Genomic DNA, 18,871 nt, shown 5'->3' on the forward strand with positions numbered 1-18,871 from the left:
ACTCCGCACTGACCGGGCGCCCGGCGGCTGCGTCCAGCTCGCCGGCCCACCGCGCGAGCCGCTGCTCGAGCGCCGTCACCCTGGCCGGATCGGCACCCTTCTGTGGGCCGAAGACCCGGGCCGCTCCCCACGGCCCGGTCAGCGGGTATTCCACGTCGCACGCCGCGATCAACTCGATCCCGGCAAGCCGTCGCCGTCCCGCATCGAGGCCGCCGAGCTCGTCGATCAGGCCGCGGCCACCGTCGGTACTTGCACTGCCGCCAAGGCCGACGACGATCCGGCCGGCACCCGCATCCATCGCCGCGACGATCAGCCGGCCAACTCCCCTGCTGTGCGCCTCGAGCGCCGTCTGCGGTGTCGGCGGGCCACCGAGCAGGGCCAACCCGCACGCCTGGGCACATTCGAGGTATGCGGTCGCAGACGCCGCATCCAGCACCCACTCGGCCCGCACCTCGTCGGTCAGCGGGCCGCACACCTGCAGCTGCCGCCGTTCTCCCAGCCGGCTGGCCAGCACTTCGACGAACCCCGGGCCGCCGTCGGATTGCGGGGCGACGACCACATGGTCGCCGGGGCGCACCCGGTTCCAACCCGCCGCGATGGCGGCCGCCGCTTCGACGGCGGTCAGGGTGTCGCCGTAACTGTCTGGGGCGATGAGCATCCTCAAGGTCGGCATCGGGTGCGCCGACTCACTCATCTGAGCAAGAGTAGGCCGCTCGTTTGCCCCGCCATTTCGCCGACACCTCCGCCGCGAAGTAACCTGGCGAGCGTGAAACTGCTGGGCCGTAAGAAAGACGAGGGCGTCACCGATGCCGCGACTCCGGCGGAGATCGTGGAAGTGTCCGGTACCGAGCTGTCGTCCGCACCCCGGCAGACCACTGCACCCAAAGGACGGCCAACGCCACGACGCAATGCCGGTCGCAAAGGCCCGGTGGCACCGGCGCCGATGACCACGTCGGAGGCCCGGGCGCGGCGAAAGTCGCTGTCAGGCCCCAAGCTCAGTCGTGAGGAACGCCGCGAGCAGAGCACGGTCCGGCGAACCCAGACGGCTGAGCGGCGAGAACTCATGATGAACGGCGACGAGCGCTACCTGCTGTCGCGCGACCAGGGCCCGGTGCGCCGGTTCGTCCGTGACGTGGTGGATGCCCGTCGCAACGTGCTCGGGCTGTTCATGCCGTCGGCCCTTGGGCTGCTGTTCATCATGTTTGCCGTGCCGCAGCTTCAGTTCTATATCTCACCGGCGATGCTTGTGCTGATGGCTCTGATGGCACTCGACGGGCTCATTCTCGGCCGCAAGGTCGCTCGTCTAGTGGACGAGAAATTTCCGGACAACACCGAAAGCCGTTGGAAATTAGGGCTTTACGCGGCCAGCCGAGCCTCGCAGATGCGCCGGATGCGGGCACCGCGACCCCAAGTCAAGCACGGCGCCAGTGTCGACTAGACCTGGCCGGAAAGCTGACTGATCCACGGTGCGAACCCTGGTGCTCGGCGGAATCAGGTCAGGAAAGTCCCGGTGGGCCGAAGCCGCCATCACCGAGTCGGTGCAGGCGGATCAGACCGTGCAGTACCTGGCGACCGGACACGTTGTCGACGGCGATCCGGCGTGGCGGCAACGCATCGCTGAGCATCGCGACCGCCGGCCAGAACACTGGTCCACCGTCGAAACCGACGACGTTGCAGAGCAATTGCGAAGATCTCCGGGTACGGCGACACTGGTCGACGATATCGGCGGCTGGTTGACCGCCATTCTGGATCGCCGTCAGGCTTGGGACGGCGGCTCGGTCGCGGCCGACCTCGACGAGCTTTCGGCCGCGGTCGGCGAATTTAGCTCACCGCTGGTACTGGTCAGCCCGGAAGTCGGGCTGGCGGTGGTGGCCGCCACCCCGTCAGGGCGCCGGTTCACCGACGAGCTGGGCACCCTCAATCAGCGCCTTGCGGCGCTGTGCGAGCGGGTCGTTCTCGTTGTGGCCGGGCAGCCGCTGCCGATCAAGCAGCCCCAAGCATGACGATGTTCGCGCCGGTGGCGCCACCTGACACAGCGGCCGCGGCGGCCGCCCGTGCGCGTCAGGACACCCTCACCAAACCGCGCGGCGCGCTGGGCCGCCTAGAGGATCTGTCAGTCTGGGTTGCGTCGTGTCAAGGACATTGCCCACCAACACAATTCGAACGTGCACGGATCGTGGTGTTCGCCGGCGACCACGGCATCGCCCGGTCGGGAGTGTCGGCCTACCCGCCGGAGGTCACCGGACAGATGGTCGCCAACATCGACGCCGGCGGCGCGGCGATCAACGCCCTGGCCGATATCGCCGGGGCGACGGTGCGCGTCGTCGACCTCGCCGTGGACGCCGACCCGCTGTCCCGGCAGGCAGGCGCCCACAAAGTGCGGCGAAGCAGCGGCGACATCGCTGTCGAGGATGCCCTCACCGAGCAGGAAACCCGCGACGCCGTCGACGCCGGCCGCCAGATTGCCGACGAGGAGGTCGACGCCGGCGCCGATCTGCTGATCGCCGGCGATATGGGTATCGGAAATACCACTGCGGCAACGGTTCTGGTTGCCGCACTGACGGGCGTGGAGCCCGTTGCCGCGGTGGGCTATGGATCGGGCATCGACGACGCCGGCTGGGCCCGCAAAACCGCAGCGGTGCGCGATGCGCTGTTCCGCGTGCAGCCCGTCATTGCCGCTCCGATCGCGACACTGCAATGTTGCGGCGGAGCCGATTTGGCGGGCCTGGCCGGCTTCTGTGCGCAGGCCGCGTTAAGGCGAACACCCGTGCTGCTGGACGGCATGGTGGTGACGGCCGCGGCGCTGATCGCCGAACAACTGGCGCCAGGTGCCCGGCTGTGGTGGCAGGCCGGTCATCTTTCGACCGAGCCGGCGCATGCGCTCGCGCTGGCACAGCTTGGCCTGGACCCGATCCTGGATCTAAAAATGAGACTCGGCGAGGGCACCGGCGCAGCGGTGGCACTACCGGTGCTGCGAGCAGCGGTGGCCGCACTGTCGTCCATGGCGACATTTGCCGAAGCCAACGTCACCGACCGCCCCCATACATCGTGATCCGATCGCTGGCAACAGCTTTCGCCTTCGAGACCGTTATCCGGGTTCCTGGCAGGTCAAGTCGACCGTTCGGGCGCGGTGCGATGACCGCACTGCCGGTGGTCGGCGCGACGATAGGCGCGCTGGTCGCCGCGGTGGTGTGGGCCGGCGGGTTTGCCTTCGGCGCGGGTAATCCGTTGCCCGGCCTGCTCGGGGTGGCCACCCTGCTGGCAGTCACCCGTGGCTTGCACATCGACGGGGTAGCCGATACCGCCGACGGGCTGGGCTGTTACGGGCCGCCCGAGCGTGCGCTGCAGGTGATGCGCGACGGGACCACCGGACCGTTCGGTGTGGCAACCATCGTGTTGGTGATCATCTTTGAGGGACTGGCGTTTTCGGCGCTGTGCGCGCCCGCGATCGTGGTCGCGGTGTGCGCCGGCCGGGTGGCGGCGGTGCTGGCCTGCCGCCGGGGATTACCGGCCGCACCCGGAAGCATGTTGGGCGCCCGGGTCGTCGGCAGCCAGTCCGCACCGGCGGTGATCGCCTGGGTTGTGGTAGTGCTCGCCGCTTCTTCGGCGGCGGGCCGGCATCCGTGGCAGGGTCCGGTCGCGGTCCTGGTCGCGCTAACCGGCGCCGCGTTGCTGGTCCGGCACTGCGTACACCGGTTCGGTGGCGTCAGCGGCGACGTGCTGGGCGCCGCAATCGAATTGACCACGACGATGACTGCAGTTCTGCTCGCGGCGTTGGCACGGTTCTGAGCTCACGTGTCACGTCACCGTGATGCGCCGCGTGGGCGATTCGCGGGATGCGACGTCATCTCTGTGACGACGGAACGGCCTTCTCCCCGAGGGGATTTTACCGCGGCCGCGAGCAGCGTATCGACGGAAAGCGCGATCCCGGTGGCGATTTCATCAACGGCAGGCACATTGTCCGGGCACGCACACACGCCTATCTCAAGCGTGTCACCGCGAGCGGTCAGCGCGATGTTCAACCCGCAGCCCTCACTAAGTGGCGCCACGGTATTCATGCTGACGACCCGGGCGCCGGCGCAGTACGCCTGCACCGGGTCAACAGCCGTATAGGAAACAGCGCCGTGACAGCTCGGCGGGAGCTGGTTGCGCACGCCCGATCGACTGTAAAGTTCCATACCCACCTGCGCAACGGTCGGCGGGATCATCGACGCGATAACCTCGACGTTGATTGCGGGCGAATCAGTTTCGGGCGCCTGAGCACGGATGACGTTCAGTCTCTCGGTGGCGGTATGAAGGTTGGCGAGGATCTGGACAGGATCATCCAGGTGCACCGGGACACGAAGCCGCCCAACTGTCAACGCCTTTCCAATATTGGTGGCATCTGTCGCCGGTAACTCGAACGGCATTCGCATCAGCAGCGGATGGTCGGGCATCGTGTCATGCCGTGTCAGCCAGGCACGCAATGACATTGCGCACGCAGCCAGAACCACATTGGTGATGCTGCCCCCAAATGCGCTGCTGACCGCCTTGACATCGGCCAGCGAGATCGAGCTGAAGGCCACGGCACGTCGTTGTGTCAGCGGCTCGTTGAACACCGTGCGCGGAACTGGTCCACTCATCGAGGCGGAGTCTTGGGCCGTCACGCCTTGATCCCGCAGCCGATTACGCACGGTTTGCAGCGCATTCGAGACGGTGTCACCGATCAGCCACATGCCGGTGAGCTGGTTCTCGAGGAATTCGGTCAGCACATCGGTGACCATTTCAGCGACCGACGGCCGCGCGCCTATGCTCGGCTCGATCGGCAGATTGTTGGCCGGATCGTCGCTCGGCCCGGCGGTCAGCAGCCGCGGCCAGACGGATGCCGCCCCAGCGGCTCCGTCGTTGAGCGCCGGCGACATCTTCACCGCCAACGCCCACCGGCCCGCTGCCAAACCGTTGATGCTCCACGCTTCCCACAACGGCTGATTGCGACGCTGTGCCCCGGTGCTGAGATGGGCGATAAGGTCAGCGAATTCACGCTGTCCACCGGGAGCGGGAACGGTGGCTTGATGAATTTGCGGTGAAGGGTCGTAGTCCTCGATCTCGGCCCACACCGGCTGCCCCATTCCGAGCGGCTTGTTGACCAATCGGCTGCGGAAGCGCGCCAGTTGCGGCAACGAGGTCGCCACCACGTCACGCAGCCGCTGGTGACTGAGTTGCTCGGAGGCCTCCATGATGAGCAGCGCTACGGTGTGCGCCGGTATCTTCTGGCTCTGTGTGTGTAGCGACAGCGCATCGGTTCCCGACAACCGCGTAACCGTCAACGCGCCATCCCCTTCGCCCAACTTCGCGACTAAACCTGTGCGCCAGGGGCTGCATAGTCGATAAGCATGCACCCGATATCGACCGAATCAGTCCAGCGCGCCGCAGAAATCGGCGCTGACTCGTAACCGGCTCCGAGCGGAACCGCGCCGCGTTTGCACACACAGCGATAGATCGACGGCGGCCGGCCTGGCGCTGACTGTTTAACACCACAGTTGCGCCAACGGCCGTCTGGCAACGGATCAAAGAACGCAACCTGTTCAATCCGTCACTGTTGTCCAGGGTAGGCCATCTGGGACCAGGATTAAACCCCGGTCTGGCCCCAACACGTCGCACCGCTGGCACATCCCTGACAAGCGGCGCAGTATCGCGCTATGAGACGAGAAGTAAGCGCCGAGCTCGAAGTCGAAATCACGGTGCCCACGACGCTGGAGTTTCAGATTGCCGTTGCGCCGCACCCGCGCACCGAAGTACTCGAGTCACTGCATTTCGTCTTGAACGGACGCCCGATTGACCCTTTGGAGATCAGCGGCGTGCACGGCAACCGCATCCACAAGTTCGAGGCACCCGCGGGCCATCTGAGAGTCGACTACGCGGCGACGATCGTCGGTCAGACCGATCCGGCTCCGGTGACCGACCACGACCTCTCGATGTATCTGCGGCCCAGCCGCTACGCCGAGGCCGATAAGTTCTATGGCTTCGCGGCGACTGAATTCGGCACCTACGGTGATTCGGCGACACTGCTGGAGAACGTCAGCTCATGGGTTGGAACCAGGCTGAGTTATGTTGCAGGATCGAGTGATCCGATCGACGGAGCAGTCGATACGTTGCTCATCGGTCAGGGCGTCTGCCGCGACTTCGCGCACCTGGTAGTGGCGCTGCTACGCGCGGTCAATGTCCCGGCGCGCCTGGTTTCCGTCTACGCCCCTGGCCTGTTCCCGATGGACTTCCACGCGGTGGCGGAGGCTTTTGTCGAGGGACAGTGGCGGGTGGTGGATGCCACCCTGCTGGCGCCGCGACAAACCCTGGTCCGAATAGCCACTGGTCGCGACGCCGCCGACACCGCGTTCCTCGATAACCACAAGGGCTCGATCACCCTCAACTGGCTGTCAGTGACCGCCGTTGTTGACGGCGACTTGCCGGTGGATTCAATCGACCACATGGTATCTATCCGTTGAAGGCAGACCTGATCGGCTGATTGCACGCGGCAATGGTCATTCACGGTGCCGAATTGTTCTGAGCGACAATCACCCCGGCAACAACGCGTCCACGGCGGGTTGCTGAGGTATGGTGGTCGCGGTTGACTCCGCAGCCTGCCGGAAACGTCCGGTGGCGATCCACAAGAGGTCCCCGCCGAAGCGTGTCTGCACACTCGATTAATCCGACGGTCAGAGGTTGCGTTTCCAGGTTGGCCCTTGACAGAGTGAGGTCCTCAAGTCTTGGCCGTTGCTAAAAGCTTTACGGCTCAACGCCAAGGCATTGGCTGCATTCACCCATGCGCAGACCAGACTCCACGCCCCGACGCGCAGCCGAAGGAATGGCCTTGAGCAAATTCACCCAAACGATGTATGACACCGCCCAGTCGAGTTCGAAAGGTTTGGTCACCGGGGAGCCCGATTGCCCGCTGCGGCATTCCTGGGGTGAGGTGCATGAGCGCGCGCGTCGGATCGCGGGTGGCTTGGCCTCGGCCGGCGTCGGCCATGGTGACGCCGTCGCGCTATTGGCCGGTGCACCAGTCGAAATCGCGCCGACGGGTCAGGGGGTCTGGATGCGCGGCGCCAGCCTCACCATGCTCCACCAACCCACTCCCCGCACAGATCTTGCGCGCTGGGCCGAGGAAACCGCCACCGTCATCAAGATGATCGGCGCGAAGACGGTGGTCATCTCCGATCCGTTCATGGCAGCGGCCCCGTTGCTATCACAGCTCGGCGTCGAAGTGCTGATCATCGAAACGCTGCTCGACAGCAACCCGACACATCCGATCGAGACCGGCGACGACGACATCGCCCTGCTGCAGTTGACCTCGGGGTCCACCGGATCGCCAAAGGCCGTCCAGATCACGCATCGCAACGTGGTGTCGAACGCTGAGGCGATGTTTGTCGGCGCAAGCGTCGACATTGACACCGACGTGATCGTCAGCTGGTTACCGCTGTTCCACGACATGGGCATGACCGGCTACCTGACCGTACCGATGTTTTTCGGCGTCGAACTGGTCAAGATCACGCCGATGGATTTCCTCCATGACACCCTGCTGTGGGCCAAGCTCATCGACAAATACAAGGGAACGATGACCGCGGCACCGAACTTCGCCTACACGTTGTTCGCCAAGCGCCTTCGCAAGCTGGCTCAGCCCGGTCAGTTCGACCTGTCCAGTCTGCGGTGGGCGTTGTCGGGCGCCGAACAAGTCGAACCCGCTGATGTCGAAGATTTATGTGCAGCGGGCAGACCTTTCGGGTTGCGTCCCGAAGCGATCCTGCCGGCTTACGGCATGGCCGAGACGACCGTGGCCGCATCGTTCACCGAGTGCGGCGCAGGGCTGGTGGTCGACGAGGTCGACGCCGACATGCTCGCCGTTCTGCACCGAGCCATCCCGGCAACCAAGGGCAAGACCCGGCGGCTGGCCACGCTTGGGCGCCTGCTGCAGGGGCTGGAGGCTCGCATCGTCGACGAGGATGACAACGTCCTTCCGGCCCGGTGCGTCGGCGTCATCGAGATGCGCGGCGAATCGGTGACGCTCGGCTATACCACGATGGCCGGTTTCGTTGCGGCGCAGGATGATCAGGGTTGGTATGACACGGGCGACCTTGGCTACCTCACCGAATCCGGTCGCATCGTCGTCTGCGGCCGGGTCAAGGACGTGATCATCATGGCCGGTCGCAACATCTATCCGACCGACATCGAGCGCGCGGCCGCCCGCGTCTCCGGCGTCCGGGCCGGCTGTGCGGTGGCGGTGCGCCTGAACGCCGGACACCGCCGGGAGACGTTCGCCGTCGCTGTGGAGTCCAACAGCTGGGAGGACATCGCGGAGGTTCGGCACATGGAGCAGCGGGTGGCGCACGAGGTGGTCGCCGAAGTCGATGTCCGGCCCCGCAATGTCGTGGTGCTCAGGCCGGGAATGATTCCCAAGACCCCGTCGGGCAAGCTGCGGCGCGCCCACAGTTTCTCGCTCGTCAACTGATTTCGCGGGTGCCGAGAGCGAGTAGATTTGTCAGTTATCCAGGGTGCAGGAGGGACGTTGGCCGACTTCGACTCCCAGCCCGGCCGCATACCGCCGTCGGGGCCCGAACTGTCCCCTAGCCAGTTGGAAGCAGACGAGACCGAACTTTACGCGGGACTTCGCAAAGTGGCCGGAATCGTGGCCGGCGCCCAGGGAGTGATCGACCTTCTCGGCGACGTGGCGGAGTTCGCCGTCCAGGCGATTCCCGGCGCCGACGGCGTGGGCGTCTCGTTGATCGACCCGCGGCACCACAAACCCACCGTTCAGACCTGGGCGGCAACCGCGATCCTCGTCCACGAGATTGATAGGGCTCAGTACGAAGAGCTGAAAGAAGGGCCGTGCATCACGTGCATGGAATCACGGCGGCCGACAGTCAGCGGATCGCTGGGCAGCGACAGCCGCTGGCCGCACTTCGGCGGGCGGGCAGCTCGGATGCGTGTGCACTCCGCGCTGGCACTGCCATTGATCGTCGGTGAACAGGTGATCGGTTCGATCAACGCGTATGCCAAGAGTCGCGACGCTTTCGCAGACCACGCTGTGCAGCTGGGGTCGCAATTCGCCAGGCCCGCAGCGATATCCGTCTATAACGCGCAGTTATTGGCACGTGCCCAAGAACGCACCGTCCGGTTGCAGCGGGCGTTGGACAGCCGATCGGTGATCGATCAGGCGATCGGGATCCTTCGCAGCCGTTCGGGGGGCGGCGCCGATGAGGCCTTCGAACGGCTGGCTCAGCTCAGCCAGAGCGAGAACGTCAAGCTTTATGCAGTCGCCGAACGCCTGGTCGAGGAGGCCGTGCGGCGGGCCCAGGCCCGCCATCGCTGAGCCCGTCAATGCGGTGGCGCGGCCAGCATTTCGGCCAGGTCGCCGACGAGCGTCGAGCGGGAATCTCGATCGCTCATCAATTGGTGAGCGACGTCGGTCAAATGTTGGCCGCGATCGCGCGCATAGGTGCGCAGCAGGCTGAACGCCTCCTCCACGGACACATCGAGCGATCCGCGCAGGAAGCCTTTTGCCTGTTCGACGAGGACGTGACTGGTCAACGCCGAGCGCAGCTGCGGCATCACGGTGGCGGGGGTGGGCGGCAGCTCCTGCAGGATCGCGACGCACGCGATGTGTGCCAGCGTCTGGCCGACAAGCAGATCGGCTTCGCTGAGTTTGCCGGGCCGGATGCCGAACAAACCGAGCGCACCCAACACGGTGCCGGCAGCCCGCATCGGGACGGCGTGCACCGAGGAAAAGCCGGCATCGACGGCGGCCCGAACGAACTGCGGCCACCGGTCTGCTTCCAGCTGAATATCGGCGACCGTAACGGGTTCGCCGGTGGCGTAGCAGTCCACGCATGGGCCCTCATTAACTTGCAGCTGGAACAGCTCCAGCTCGCGGGCTTCCTTGGACGTTGCGGCCAGCATACGGAGCTGATTTAGCGGGTCGGCCAGCAGAAATCCTGCCGCCTCGATGTCGAGCAGGTCAACGCAGCGCTCCGTGAGGCCGGTCAGTAAATCGACCACATCGAAGTCGTGCAGCAGGCTGTCGACGAGCGAGACGACCGCGTCCAGCACGCGGGTTTCGCGAGAACTCTCGGGCACCTTGGCATCCTTCCCGAATTCACATCCGCCGAAATGCGGATCAATTGGCCTCGAGCTTCAGTCGGCGCTCGAGGATGTCGCGCGCGACGTCGGTCACGCTGCGGTTGGTGGCATACGCGTGGGCGCGGAGCCGGACCAGGGCCTCGGCGGGCTCCACCTCCAGCTGGGCGACCAGCATGCCGGTAGCTTGGCTGACCTCCGCCCGGCTCAGCGTGTTCAGTTCGGCCCAGGCATTGCTGGTGGGATCGGTGACAGCTGCCTGTAGATCGGCATCCAGAAGGTCCAATAGTGGGATGGCGGCGAGCTCCGCGGCCGCGACCGCTCCGGTCATGTTCCCGCCTGACAGTGGGCCCGGCTGCGCCGCGAAAAAGTCGATAGCGCCGACGAATTCGCCGGCCACCACGACGGGTATCGCGTAGACACTTCTAACCCGGTGGGCCAACATGGCCGGGCCATACACCGGCCAACGACCCTCATCGGTACCGGCGAGGTCGGCGGCCAGAATCGGCATCCGCCGGGTAACCGAGTCCAGGCACGGTCCCTCCCCGAGGGTGAACTGCAGTTCGTCGTAGATGCGGGCGGGCGCACCGCTGGATCCCAGTGTTCCGCTGCTCGCCCCGTCGAAGATTAACGAAATTGCGGCAGCCTCAATCTCGAAGAGACCCACGCAGGCCTCGCACAGGCGGTCGGCCGCCTCGACCCCACGCCGGCCGTCAACGGCGGCGAGCAGCTGCTCGTGGATTGCCACATTTAGCCGAACAAGGGCCGCGCAGCTGCGGCCGGATATCTCGGCGGGGGCTTCATCTCCCCACCCTCGCACTAATTGGACCGGATTACGAGCCCGCTATGGACCCACCGCAACCGTGGTCGAGGCGAAACGTTCAGCCGAGCCGTGACATCCAGCCGTGGGTGTCGGCGAAGGTGCCTCGCTGAATTCCGGTGAGGGTGTCGCGTAATGCCATCGTCACCTCGCCGGATTCGCCGTCGCCGATGGTGAATTCGCTGTCGCCGTACTTCACCTGCGAGACGGGCGTGATGACTGCGGCCGTGCCACAGGCGAACACCTCGGTGATCTCGCCGGCGGCGGCTTTCTTCTGCCACTCGTCCATATCGACCTTGCGTTCCTCGATGGCGAACCCGGCGTCGGTTGCCAACTGCAGCAACGAATCTCGCGTGATTCCGGGCAACAGCGAACCGGACAGCTCCGGTGTGACCAAGCGGGCCGAACCACCGCTGCCAAACACGAAGAACAGGTTCATGCCGCCCATCTCTTCGATGTAGCGGCGCTCAACAGCGTCCAGCCAGACCACCTGTTCGCAACCCTGTTCGGCGGCTTCGGCCTGGGCGACCAGCGAGGCGGCATAGTTGCCGCCGAACTTCGCCGCACCGGTTCCGCCCGGGCTGGCGCGCACGTAATCCGTTGAGACCCAGACTGTTACCGGCTTGATGCCATTCTTGAAGTACGCCCCCGCCGGTGAGCCGATCACCATATAGCGGTACTGCTTCGCCGGTCGGACACCCAAACCCGGCTCGGTGGCGAAGACGAACGGGCGCAGATACAGCGACTCCTCGCCGCCGGCCGGCGGCACCCAGACACTGTCGACCGCGATCAGTTGGCGCAGCGATTCCAGGAACAGCTCCTCGGGCAGTTCGGGAATGGCAATCCGCTGCGCCGACGCCTGCATTCGCGCGGCGTTGGCTTCGGCACGAAAAGACACGATCGACCCGTCGGCCCAGCGGTAAGCCTTGAGTCCTTCGAAGATTTCCTGCGCGTAGTGCAGCACGATCGCCGACGGATCCAATTCGATCGGCCCGTATGCGCAGACCTGTGCGTCGTGCCAACCCTGCTCGTGGGTGTAGTCGATCGACACCATGTGGTCGGTGTGATATTTGCCGAAGCCGGGGTCGGCGAGGATCGCCTGGCGCGCGTCGTCGCTAGCCGGGTTTGCGATGCGAGACACCGTGAACTCGAGGACGTCGCTGCTCATGTGCGCCGCTCCTCCTCATCGCTCCGTCCCCCGCAAGCGGGAGGTGCCCCAACTGCATCGTCGCCGACGCAGGTCATCAGGTGATTGTATAACCGGGCGCTATCGAGTTTTCGGATCGACAAACGGTGGGCGCACCACTTCGCATTCGACGCCGCGACCACGAACGTCGACGGTGACGTGCTGGCCGTCCTCGATACCTGCGTCAACATCGATCAGCGCCAACGCAATACCGACTTTCAGCGTCGGGGAGAACGTTCCCGATGTGGTGACCCCAACCGTGGTGTCTCCGTCGAGAACGTTCAACTCAGGCCGAAGCACACCGCGGCCCAGCACTCGCAGACCCCGCAGCAGCCGCCGCGGACCCGCCTCCTTCTCGGCCAGCAGCGCGTCGCGGCCAAAGAACGCGTCCTTCTTCCAGCCGATCGCCCAGCCGCAGCGGGCCTGCAGTGGCGAGATGTCGGCAGACAGTTCGTGGCCGTGCAGCGGATAACCCATCTCGGTGCGCAACGTGTCGCGCGCCCCGAGTCCGGCCAGTTGTCCGTTCGAGCGCGTGACCGCTGCCAGCAGCTCATCGAAAACCACATCGGCCGAGTCCCACGGCGGTAGCAGCTCGTAGCCGTGCTCACCGGTGTATCCGCTGCGGCACACCCGCACCGGTACGCCCTCCAGCGTCGCGTCGGCGTAGCCCATGTAGTCCATGTCGGTTGGCAGACCCAGTTCGGTGAGCACTTCTGTCGACCGTGGGCCCTGCACAGCGAGTACCGCGTAAGACCGATGCTCGTCGGTGATGGTGATCTCGGCGGGTGCAGCATCTTTCAGCGCGGCGACGACGGCGGCGGTGTTGGCGGCGTTGGGCACCAGGAACATTTCGTCGGGCCCGACGTAGTAGGCGATCAGGTCGTCGATAACCCCGCCAGATTCGTTGCAGCACAACGTGTACTGCGCCTTGCCCGGCTGAATTCGGTCGAGGTCGTTGGTGAGCGTCGAGTTGACGAATTTCGCGGCGCCGGGTCCGCGAACCAACGCCTTGCCCAAGTGGCTGACATCGAATAAGCCGACGGCATTGCGAGTTGCGGTGTGCTCGGCGACGGTGCCGGCATACGACACCGGCATCAGCCAGCCACCGAACGCGGCGAAGGTCGCACCGTGTTCGCGGTGGCGGTCATCCAGCGGCCCGTGCAACAAATCGTCAGTCACGGCATTTCACCCTAATGCGAGCCTCGACTGGCACACTTGGCCAGGTGGCCGATTCGCTGGACTTCGATGCCATGCAAGTTGCGGGGATTGCCAATGCGCGGGAGCGGGCCGGACTGCTCGAGTACTTGGCGGAACTCGGCTTCACCGCCGAGGAAATGGTCGTGGCCGAGCGTCAGGGCCGGCTATTCGGTCTCGCCGGCGATGTCCTGCTGTGGTCTGGTCCCCCGATCCATACCCTGCGGACCGCCGCGGATGCGATCGGTGTGGAGTTAGCCGACGTCGAACACGGCTGGGCCATGCTCGGCCTGACCGTCGCAGGTCCGGATACGCCAGTGTTGAGTCAGGCCGACGTCGACAGCCTGGCGACCTGGGTGGCGATGAGAATGCAGATGGGCCCCGACGCCGCCGACGGCTTCCTGCGGGTGCTCGGAGCGACCGTGGCCCGGCTGGCCGAGGCGATATCGTCGATGATCCGGACAAGCGAACCCAAAATGTGGCTCGGCCTTACCGGAGACGAGCTCGCCACCGCACGGGTCTACCGCGAAGCCGCAGAGTTCGTCCCCCGTGTCGGCGCCATGATCGACGCCTTCCACCGCCACCATCTGGTCAGTACCCGCACGTTCATCGAGGGCGTCGACACAGGCCCGTCGGCGAGTATTTTGTGCGGCGTCGGGTTTGCCGATCTGTCCGGCTTCACCGCGCTGACCCAGACGCTGACACCCGCGGAGTTGTCGACAATGCTCACCGAGTTCGGCGCCACCGTCAGCGACGTGGTGCATGCCGACGGCGGTCGGGTGGTGAAGTTCCTCGGCGACGCCGTGATGTGGGTGAGCTCGAACCCGGAACGGCTGGCCAAAGCCGCGGTCGACCTCGTCGACCATCCCCGGGCGCGCGAAGCCGGACTGCAGGTCCGCGCCGGTCTCGGTTACGGCGAGATCCTGGCCATCAACGGTGACTACTTCGGTAACGCGGTCAACCTCGCTGCCCGGCTGGTGGCCGCAGCGGCGCCGGAACAGATCCTGGCCGCGGCGGACGTGTATGAACAGCTGCCGCAGTGGCCCGCCGTCGTTCAGGAACCGTTGCAGCTCAAGGGTTTCGACGCTCCGGTGATCGCCTACGACCTTGGTCGCGCCGACGCCTGATCCGGCCGCTCGGCGTCGGCGACCTCGATGCCGGTCTGCAACGACAACGCCGTGCTCTGCACCAGCATCAGGCCAGCGAAGACCGCCACCCAAAGCCACGCCTCGCCTGCAGCCAGATGCGCGGACGGATTCCGCACCGGTAGCGCTGATACGGCGCGTACGACCGCGGAGATCACCACGACGACCGTGATGTAAGGAAGCGCGGTGCGGAACTGGTGGACACGAGGGCTCGACGGCGTCTCCGACTTCCGTCGCGGGCGCCCGACTACCCACATACCCGCGCTGACGGTCAGGACCGCCAGCGCTATCGGAACCGAGAGGTTGTTGGCGTCATCCCACAACGGCTGAAGGGGCTGTCGTGTTGTCGGATCCGCCAGGGCGAGGGCCAAATCCGAGATCGTCGCCTCGATGAAGAAGACGGCGATCGGCGGAACCAGCACTGCGACGATGAACACACAGTGTTTCGCGAGCGTCCCCGCCGAACCCGACACGAACTGCACGACCGCGTACAGCAACATGTAGACCGATGCCACAAAGCAAATGCCGCCGAGCAATTCCGCCGACGCGGCCCGGCCGCCGGTGAGGGCGCAGCCATTTTCACCGGCCAGCAGGCTGTACTGGATGGCCGACAAGAACAGTCCCAGAAACGCATTCATCAACGCGACGCCGGTCAACGTCTCGTGCTCGATCTCATGCGCGGCGCGCGACTTACCGTCGCTGCGACGTCGATAGCCGCGGTCGAGCACGAGGTTGATCACGACGAATGCAAAGCCGGCGAGGACACCGGCAAACTGCGCGTAGTTCCTTGCCGCAATCGATATGTCGAAGCCGGTCCACAGCACGCAGGAATCGGCAATTTGTCCCGTCGGCATCGGCGAAATAGTAGCCGCACCAAGCGCTTGAACAGGGCCAAGACACGGGCGACGCGGAAACCTTTCCCTAACCGACCGGCAACCCAAACCGGCGATCGTTAGGGTTGATATCCGTGAGCACGCAACCCGGTTACCTAGCCCCCGCTGTCTCGGTCGCCTCCTCGCTGCCCCGTCGGGGCGCCAAATCGGCGGTGTTGGTCATTCCGGTGGTGTCGTCGGGTCCTGAGGACGTCAACGACGAGCCCGGTGCGGTCGTCGCCGCTGCCGAATCCTTCTTGCCGAAAGACGCGGTCACCGAAATCGAGGACGGCTTGCGGGCACTGAACGCCACCGGCGCCAGCGAGCAGGTGCACCGACTGGTGGTGAAATCGCTGCAAGTCGCAAGCGTCCTGACGGTAGGTGTGGGCAAGCAGCGCGACGAGTGGCCGGCGGACACCATCCGCCGCGCGGCCGGCTCGGCGGCGCGGGCACTGAGTGGCGCCGAGACCGCGATCAGCACGCTGGCCGCGTTGCCGGGTGCCGGAGTCCTGGAGGCCGCAGTCGAGGGGCTGGTGCTGGGCAGTTACCGGTTCACCGAGTTCCGCACCGACAAGACGGCTCCAAAAGACCCGGGCCTGCGAACCATCACGGTGTTGTCCACCGATAAGGCAGCCAAAACGCTGGCCGCCCACGCAACGGCGGTGGCGACGGCGGTCGCCACCGCTCGCGACCTGGTCAACACGCCGCCCAGTCACCTTTTCCCGGCCGAATTCGCAAAGCGCGCAAAGGCTTTGGGTGATTCCGTTGGGCTCGAGGTTGAGGTGCTCGACGACAAGGCGCTGCAGAAGCACGGCTACGGCGGCGTCATCGGAGTCGGGAAAGGCTCGTCGCGGCTGCCGCGATTGGTGCGGTTGGCCCATCATGGTTCGCGACTGGCCAAGAAGCCCAAGCAGGCCAAGAAGGTAGCCCTGGTCGGTAAAGGCGTGACATTCGACACCGGCGGCATATCGATCAAGCCGGCGGCGTCGATGCACTACATGACCTCCGACATGGGCGGCGCCGCAGCGGTCATCGCGACCGTGGCGCTGGCCGCCCAGTTGGAATTGCCGATCGATGTGATCGCCACCGTGCCGATGGCCGAGAACATGCCGTCGTCGACGGCGCAGCGCCCTGGTGACGTGCTGACCCAGTACGGCGGGACGACCGTCGAGGTACTCAACACCGACGCCGAGGGCCGGCTGATCCTGGCCGACGCGATCGTCCGCGCTTGCGAGGACGATCCCGACTACTTGATCGAAACGTCGACTCTGACCGGCGCGCAGACGGTGGCGCTCGGCTCACGCACTCCAGGTGTGATGGGCAGCGACGATTTCCGCGAAAGGGTGGCCGCGATCTCTCAGCGGGTCGGCGAGAACGGTTGGCCGATGCCGCTGCCCGACGAGTTGAAGGACGATCTGAAGTCGACGGTCGCCGACCTGGCCAACGTCAGCGGCCAGCGGTTCGCGGGGATGCTGGTGGCCGGGGTGTTCCTTCGCGAGTTCGTCGCAGACGGGGTCGACTGGGCGCATATCGACGTCGCGGCGCCGGCCTACAACACCGGCAGCCCTTGGGGTTACACGCCTAAAGGGGCCACGGGTGTGCCGACTCGCACCATGTTCGCAGTGCTGGAAGACATCGCGGCGAACGGCTAGCGATCGCGCTGCGCGAGGATAGTTGTGCACCACCGGCCGATGAAACCATCTGACCTTCTGCTGCCAGGAGTGTGCAGACGTCAAAGCGAAACCGGCGCCGCACGAACACGCGAATAGCCAGACCATCCCGGTACTCACCGGGCCTTGGAACGGAGGTATCACCGCAGTGACGATCCGCACCAGGCACGCAGAAATGCCGCTGGCCGAAAAGACCAGATAGAGGCTGGCGATGTTCCTCGACCGCGAGTCCTTGCGCAGCACCAACAGCGCGCGCGAGCCGAAAGCCAGCAGATAAGCCAGGGTTCCGCAGAGCAACACCCAGTACACGCTCAGCCAGAAGTCGGTGGGCAGCGCGAAGAAATCGCTGGTGTATACCTTGCTGCCACGGCTCAACGTGAAGGTGGCGAGCAACAGCGGAATGCACAGCGTTGCCGGCCGCTCCACCCACTGCTTGAACGACCTCTGCAGCGCGGAGTCGTCTTCAAGCCGACCGACAGCGTTGTAGACGATCGCCGACGCGGCGACGATGTAGCAGTCGTGGCCGACGTAGTTCTGCAAGTTCCACACGCCGGTGATGTCGTGCAAAACAACGCCCAGCGTGTGGGAGGCCTGCGGGGACATTAGAGCGACCGCGGACCCCTGCAGAGCGATGTTGAGTGTCGCGGCGACTTCCCACCGGCAACGCCAGGTGACTCGCCGTATCCAGAGGCTCCACCCGATGGATGCGAGAGTGAGGAAGATGAGAGCGCTAAGGGCCACAGCGGTACTCGTAGGCAGTTGTTACAGCGGGGGTGCGTCGGAGCGCGGCCGCCACTCCGAGATCTTCGTCGGCTGCTGAAGCGTTTTCACGCTGCCGCTGACCGCCGCGGCGTGCATCGGGGCACCGCCACGAATCTCTTCAGCCAGCGCGGTGACCTCTTCCGGCTCGATGAACCGGTAGCGGGTCAGCAACTCGGCGCGATTGATGCCGAGGTTGGCCGCGGCAACCCGGAGGTTGTCGGCGGTGATCAGGGTTCCCTTGTCCAACTGGTCGTAATAAGTGGAGCGCGGGAGTTCCATCGCCGTCCAGATCTCTTCCCTACTCAGGGAACGACCGGCCAGGTAGGAGAGCACGGTGGCAAGTTCCTTGCCGCTGTCATCGGGGTACACGACGAACAAGATATCCAGTTTTTCGGCTTTTCAAAATACAAATCGCATTAAATGCCGATTACAGCGGGCTTTTTTGGCGGCAACATCCATTTCATTGGTCTCTCGGTCCAATAAATTGGACTTGGGACGGAATTCGTTGGGTCCGTTTGCCCGCCCCCGCCGCGGCCGAACGCCCTTTGCCACCGCTTGCCCTGGTTGTGTGCCCACGGCGCCGCAGTGACAGGATGGTTTCGGTAATCAAGGGTGCAGCTCGGCTACACCACGCTGTGGTAAGCCAGAGGTCGATGCGCGCCCACCGACCGATCGATCGAGGAGTCGACAGAGATGGCCTTCTCAGTTCAAATGCCGGCACTCGGTGAAAGCGTGACTGAGGGGACCGTCACTCGCTGGCTCAAGCAAGAAGGCGACACCGTCGAGCTCGATGAGCCTTTGCTGGAGGTGTCCACCGACAAGGTCGACACCGAAATCCCCTCGCCCGCAGCGGGCGTGCTCACCAAGATCGTCGCCCATGAAGACGACACCGTCGAGGTCGGCGGCGAGCTGGCCGTGATCGGCGACGGGACGGAAGCCACCCAGGGGGGCGCCGAACAGCCCATCGAACAGCCGCCCGCGCAAGCTGCACCAGAACCACAACCGGAGCCGCAGGCCGCGCCCGCAGCGCAACCGCAACCGCAGGCAGAGCCGCAGCCGCCCGCTGAGCCGCAGGTGTCCGCCGCCTCTGGAGACTCGCATCCGGTGTTGATGCC

General features: G+C 65.3%; 18 protein-coding genes and 1 pseudogene. 10 read left to right on the forward strand and 9 right to left on the reverse strand.

The genetic code is table 11. From position 1 onward, the window contains the following. Positions 1-664: glycerate kinase (locus WAO18_RS11895; RefSeq protein WP_422206497.1), on the reverse strand; the 664-nt coding region annotated here is incomplete at its 3' end. Positions 665-826: 162 nt separating this feature from the next. Here WAO18_RS11895 and WAO18_RS11900 point away from each other — a divergent pair. Genes WAO18_RS11900 through WAO18_RS11915 form a run of 4 tightly spaced genes read left to right on the forward strand, consistent with a single transcriptional unit; the run spans position 827 to position 3,789 of the window. Next, the gene (locus WAO18_RS11900) at positions 827-1,438 is read left to right on the forward strand and encodes a DUF3043 domain-containing protein (protein WP_422206498.1); all 612 of its coding nucleotides are present in this window, start codon (positions 827-829) and stop codon (positions 1,436-1,438) included. 28 nt (positions 1,439-1,466) lie between these two features. Beyond that, positions 1,467-2,003, forward strand: a complete 537-nt coding sequence (locus WAO18_RS11905) for a bifunctional adenosylcobinamide kinase/adenosylcobinamide-phosphate guanylyltransferase (RefSeq protein ID WP_422206481.1) — start codon at positions 1,467-1,469, stop codon at positions 2,001-2,003. Beyond that, a complete protein-coding gene (cobT, locus tag WAO18_RS11910; protein WP_422206482.1) occupies positions 2,000-3,052 on the forward strand; it encodes a nicotinate-nucleotide--dimethylbenzimidazole phosphoribosyltransferase in 1,053 nt (350 codons plus the stop codon). Before WAO18_RS11905 ends, cobT begins: the two co-directional genes overlap by 4 nt. Beyond that, a complete protein-coding gene (locus tag WAO18_RS11915; protein ID WP_422206483.1) occupies positions 3,049-3,789 on the forward strand; it encodes an adenosylcobinamide-GDP ribazoletransferase in 741 nt (246 codons plus the stop codon). Before cobT ends, WAO18_RS11915 begins: the two co-directional genes overlap by 4 nt. 14 nt (positions 3,790-3,803) lie before the next feature. Here the strand turns inward: WAO18_RS11915 and WAO18_RS11920 are convergent, their stop codons facing one another. After that, a complete protein-coding gene (locus tag WAO18_RS11920; protein ID WP_422206484.1) occupies positions 3,804-5,378 on the reverse strand; it encodes a wax ester/triacylglycerol synthase domain-containing protein in 1,575 nt (524 codons plus the stop codon). A 300-nt stretch (positions 5,379-5,678) separates the two neighbouring features. On the opposite strand from WAO18_RS11920, the gene WAO18_RS11925 reads away from it, so the two are divergent. From WAO18_RS11925 to WAO18_RS11935, 3 genes are all read left to right on the forward strand, one after another. After that, entirely contained in the window at positions 5,679-6,482 is an 804-nt protein-coding gene (locus WAO18_RS11925) for a transglutaminase-like domain-containing protein (protein ID WP_422206485.1), read from the forward strand. A 365-nt stretch (positions 6,483-6,847) separates the two neighbouring features. After that, on the forward strand, positions 6,848-8,482 hold the full coding sequence (locus WAO18_RS11930) for a fatty acyl-AMP ligase (RefSeq protein ID WP_422206486.1): 1,635 nt from the start codon (positions 6,848-6,850) through the stop codon (positions 8,480-8,482). A 57-nt stretch (positions 8,483-8,539) separates the two neighbouring features. After that, positions 8,540-9,343 carry a GAF and ANTAR domain-containing protein gene (locus WAO18_RS11935; protein ID WP_422206487.1) on the forward strand — a complete coding sequence of 268 codons (804 nt, stop codon included), beginning with the start codon at positions 8,540-8,542 and terminating at the stop codon, positions 9,341-9,343. 5 nt (positions 9,344-9,348) lie between these two features. Here the strand turns inward: WAO18_RS11935 and WAO18_RS11940 are convergent, their stop codons facing one another. The 4 genes from WAO18_RS11940 to gcvT form a co-directional block, all read right to left on the reverse strand. Then, the gene (locus WAO18_RS11940) at positions 9,349-10,107 is read right to left on the reverse strand and encodes a GAF and ANTAR domain-containing protein (RefSeq protein ID WP_422206488.1); all 759 of its coding nucleotides are present in this window, start codon (positions 10,105-10,107) and stop codon (positions 9,349-9,351) included. A gap of 40 nt (positions 10,108-10,147) precedes the next feature. Continuing rightward, positions 10,148-10,855 (reverse strand): GAF and ANTAR domain-containing protein, encoded by a 708-nt coding sequence (locus tag WAO18_RS11945; protein ID WP_422206489.1) that lies wholly within the window; start codon positions 10,853-10,855, stop codon positions 10,148-10,150. Between the two features lie 133 nt (positions 10,856-10,988). Continuing rightward, on the reverse strand, positions 10,989-12,095 hold the full coding sequence (locus WAO18_RS11950) for a branched-chain amino acid aminotransferase (RefSeq protein ID WP_422206490.1): 1,107 nt from the start codon (positions 12,093-12,095) through the stop codon (positions 10,989-10,991). 99 nt (positions 12,096-12,194) lie between these two features. Further along, positions 12,195-13,292, reverse strand: a complete 1,098-nt coding sequence (gene gcvT, locus WAO18_RS11955) for a glycine cleavage system aminomethyltransferase GcvT (protein WP_422206491.1) — start codon at positions 13,290-13,292, stop codon at positions 12,195-12,197. Between the two features lie 14 nt (positions 13,293-13,306). Between gcvT and WAO18_RS11960 the strand changes: the two genes are divergently transcribed. Further along, complete coding sequence (locus WAO18_RS11960; RefSeq protein WP_422206492.1) at positions 13,307-14,434, forward strand: adenylate/guanylate cyclase domain-containing protein; 1,128 nt, start codon at positions 13,307-13,309, stop codon at positions 14,432-14,434. Here WAO18_RS11960 and WAO18_RS11965 read toward each other — a convergent pair. Continuing rightward, complete coding sequence (locus WAO18_RS11965; RefSeq protein ID WP_422206493.1) at positions 14,407-15,306, reverse strand: hypothetical protein; 900 nt, start codon at positions 15,304-15,306, stop codon at positions 14,407-14,409. The two genes, WAO18_RS11960 and WAO18_RS11965, sit on opposite strands and share 28 nt — an antisense overlap. A 113-nt stretch (positions 15,307-15,419) precedes the next feature. Between WAO18_RS11965 and WAO18_RS11970 the strand changes: the two genes are divergently transcribed. Further along, complete coding sequence (locus tag WAO18_RS11970; RefSeq protein ID WP_422206494.1) at positions 15,420-16,976, forward strand: leucyl aminopeptidase; 1,557 nt, start codon at positions 15,420-15,422, stop codon at positions 16,974-16,976. Positions 16,977-17,018: 42 nt separating this feature from the next. Here the strand turns inward: WAO18_RS11970 and WAO18_RS11975 are convergent. Further along, positions 17,019-17,735, reverse strand: a pseudogene (locus WAO18_RS11975) (hypothetical protein); the annotation flags it as partial. A 21-nt stretch (positions 17,736-17,756) separates the two neighbouring features. Continuing rightward, the gene (locus tag WAO18_RS11980) at positions 17,757-18,125 is read right to left on the reverse strand and encodes a hypothetical protein (protein WP_422206495.1); all 369 of its coding nucleotides are present in this window, start codon (positions 18,123-18,125) and stop codon (positions 17,757-17,759) included. A 324-nt stretch (positions 18,126-18,449) separates the two neighbouring features. Here WAO18_RS11980 and WAO18_RS11985 point away from each other — a divergent pair. After that, positions 18,450-18,871 (forward strand): biotin/lipoyl-containing protein (locus WAO18_RS11985; RefSeq protein ID WP_422206496.1); only part of this gene is annotated, 422 nt, incomplete at its 3' end.

Origin of the sequence: Mycobacterium sp., assembly GCF_049278535.1 — a bacterium.
Classification (GTDB): Bacteria; Actinomycetota; Actinomycetes; order Mycobacteriales; family Mycobacteriaceae; genus Mycobacterium.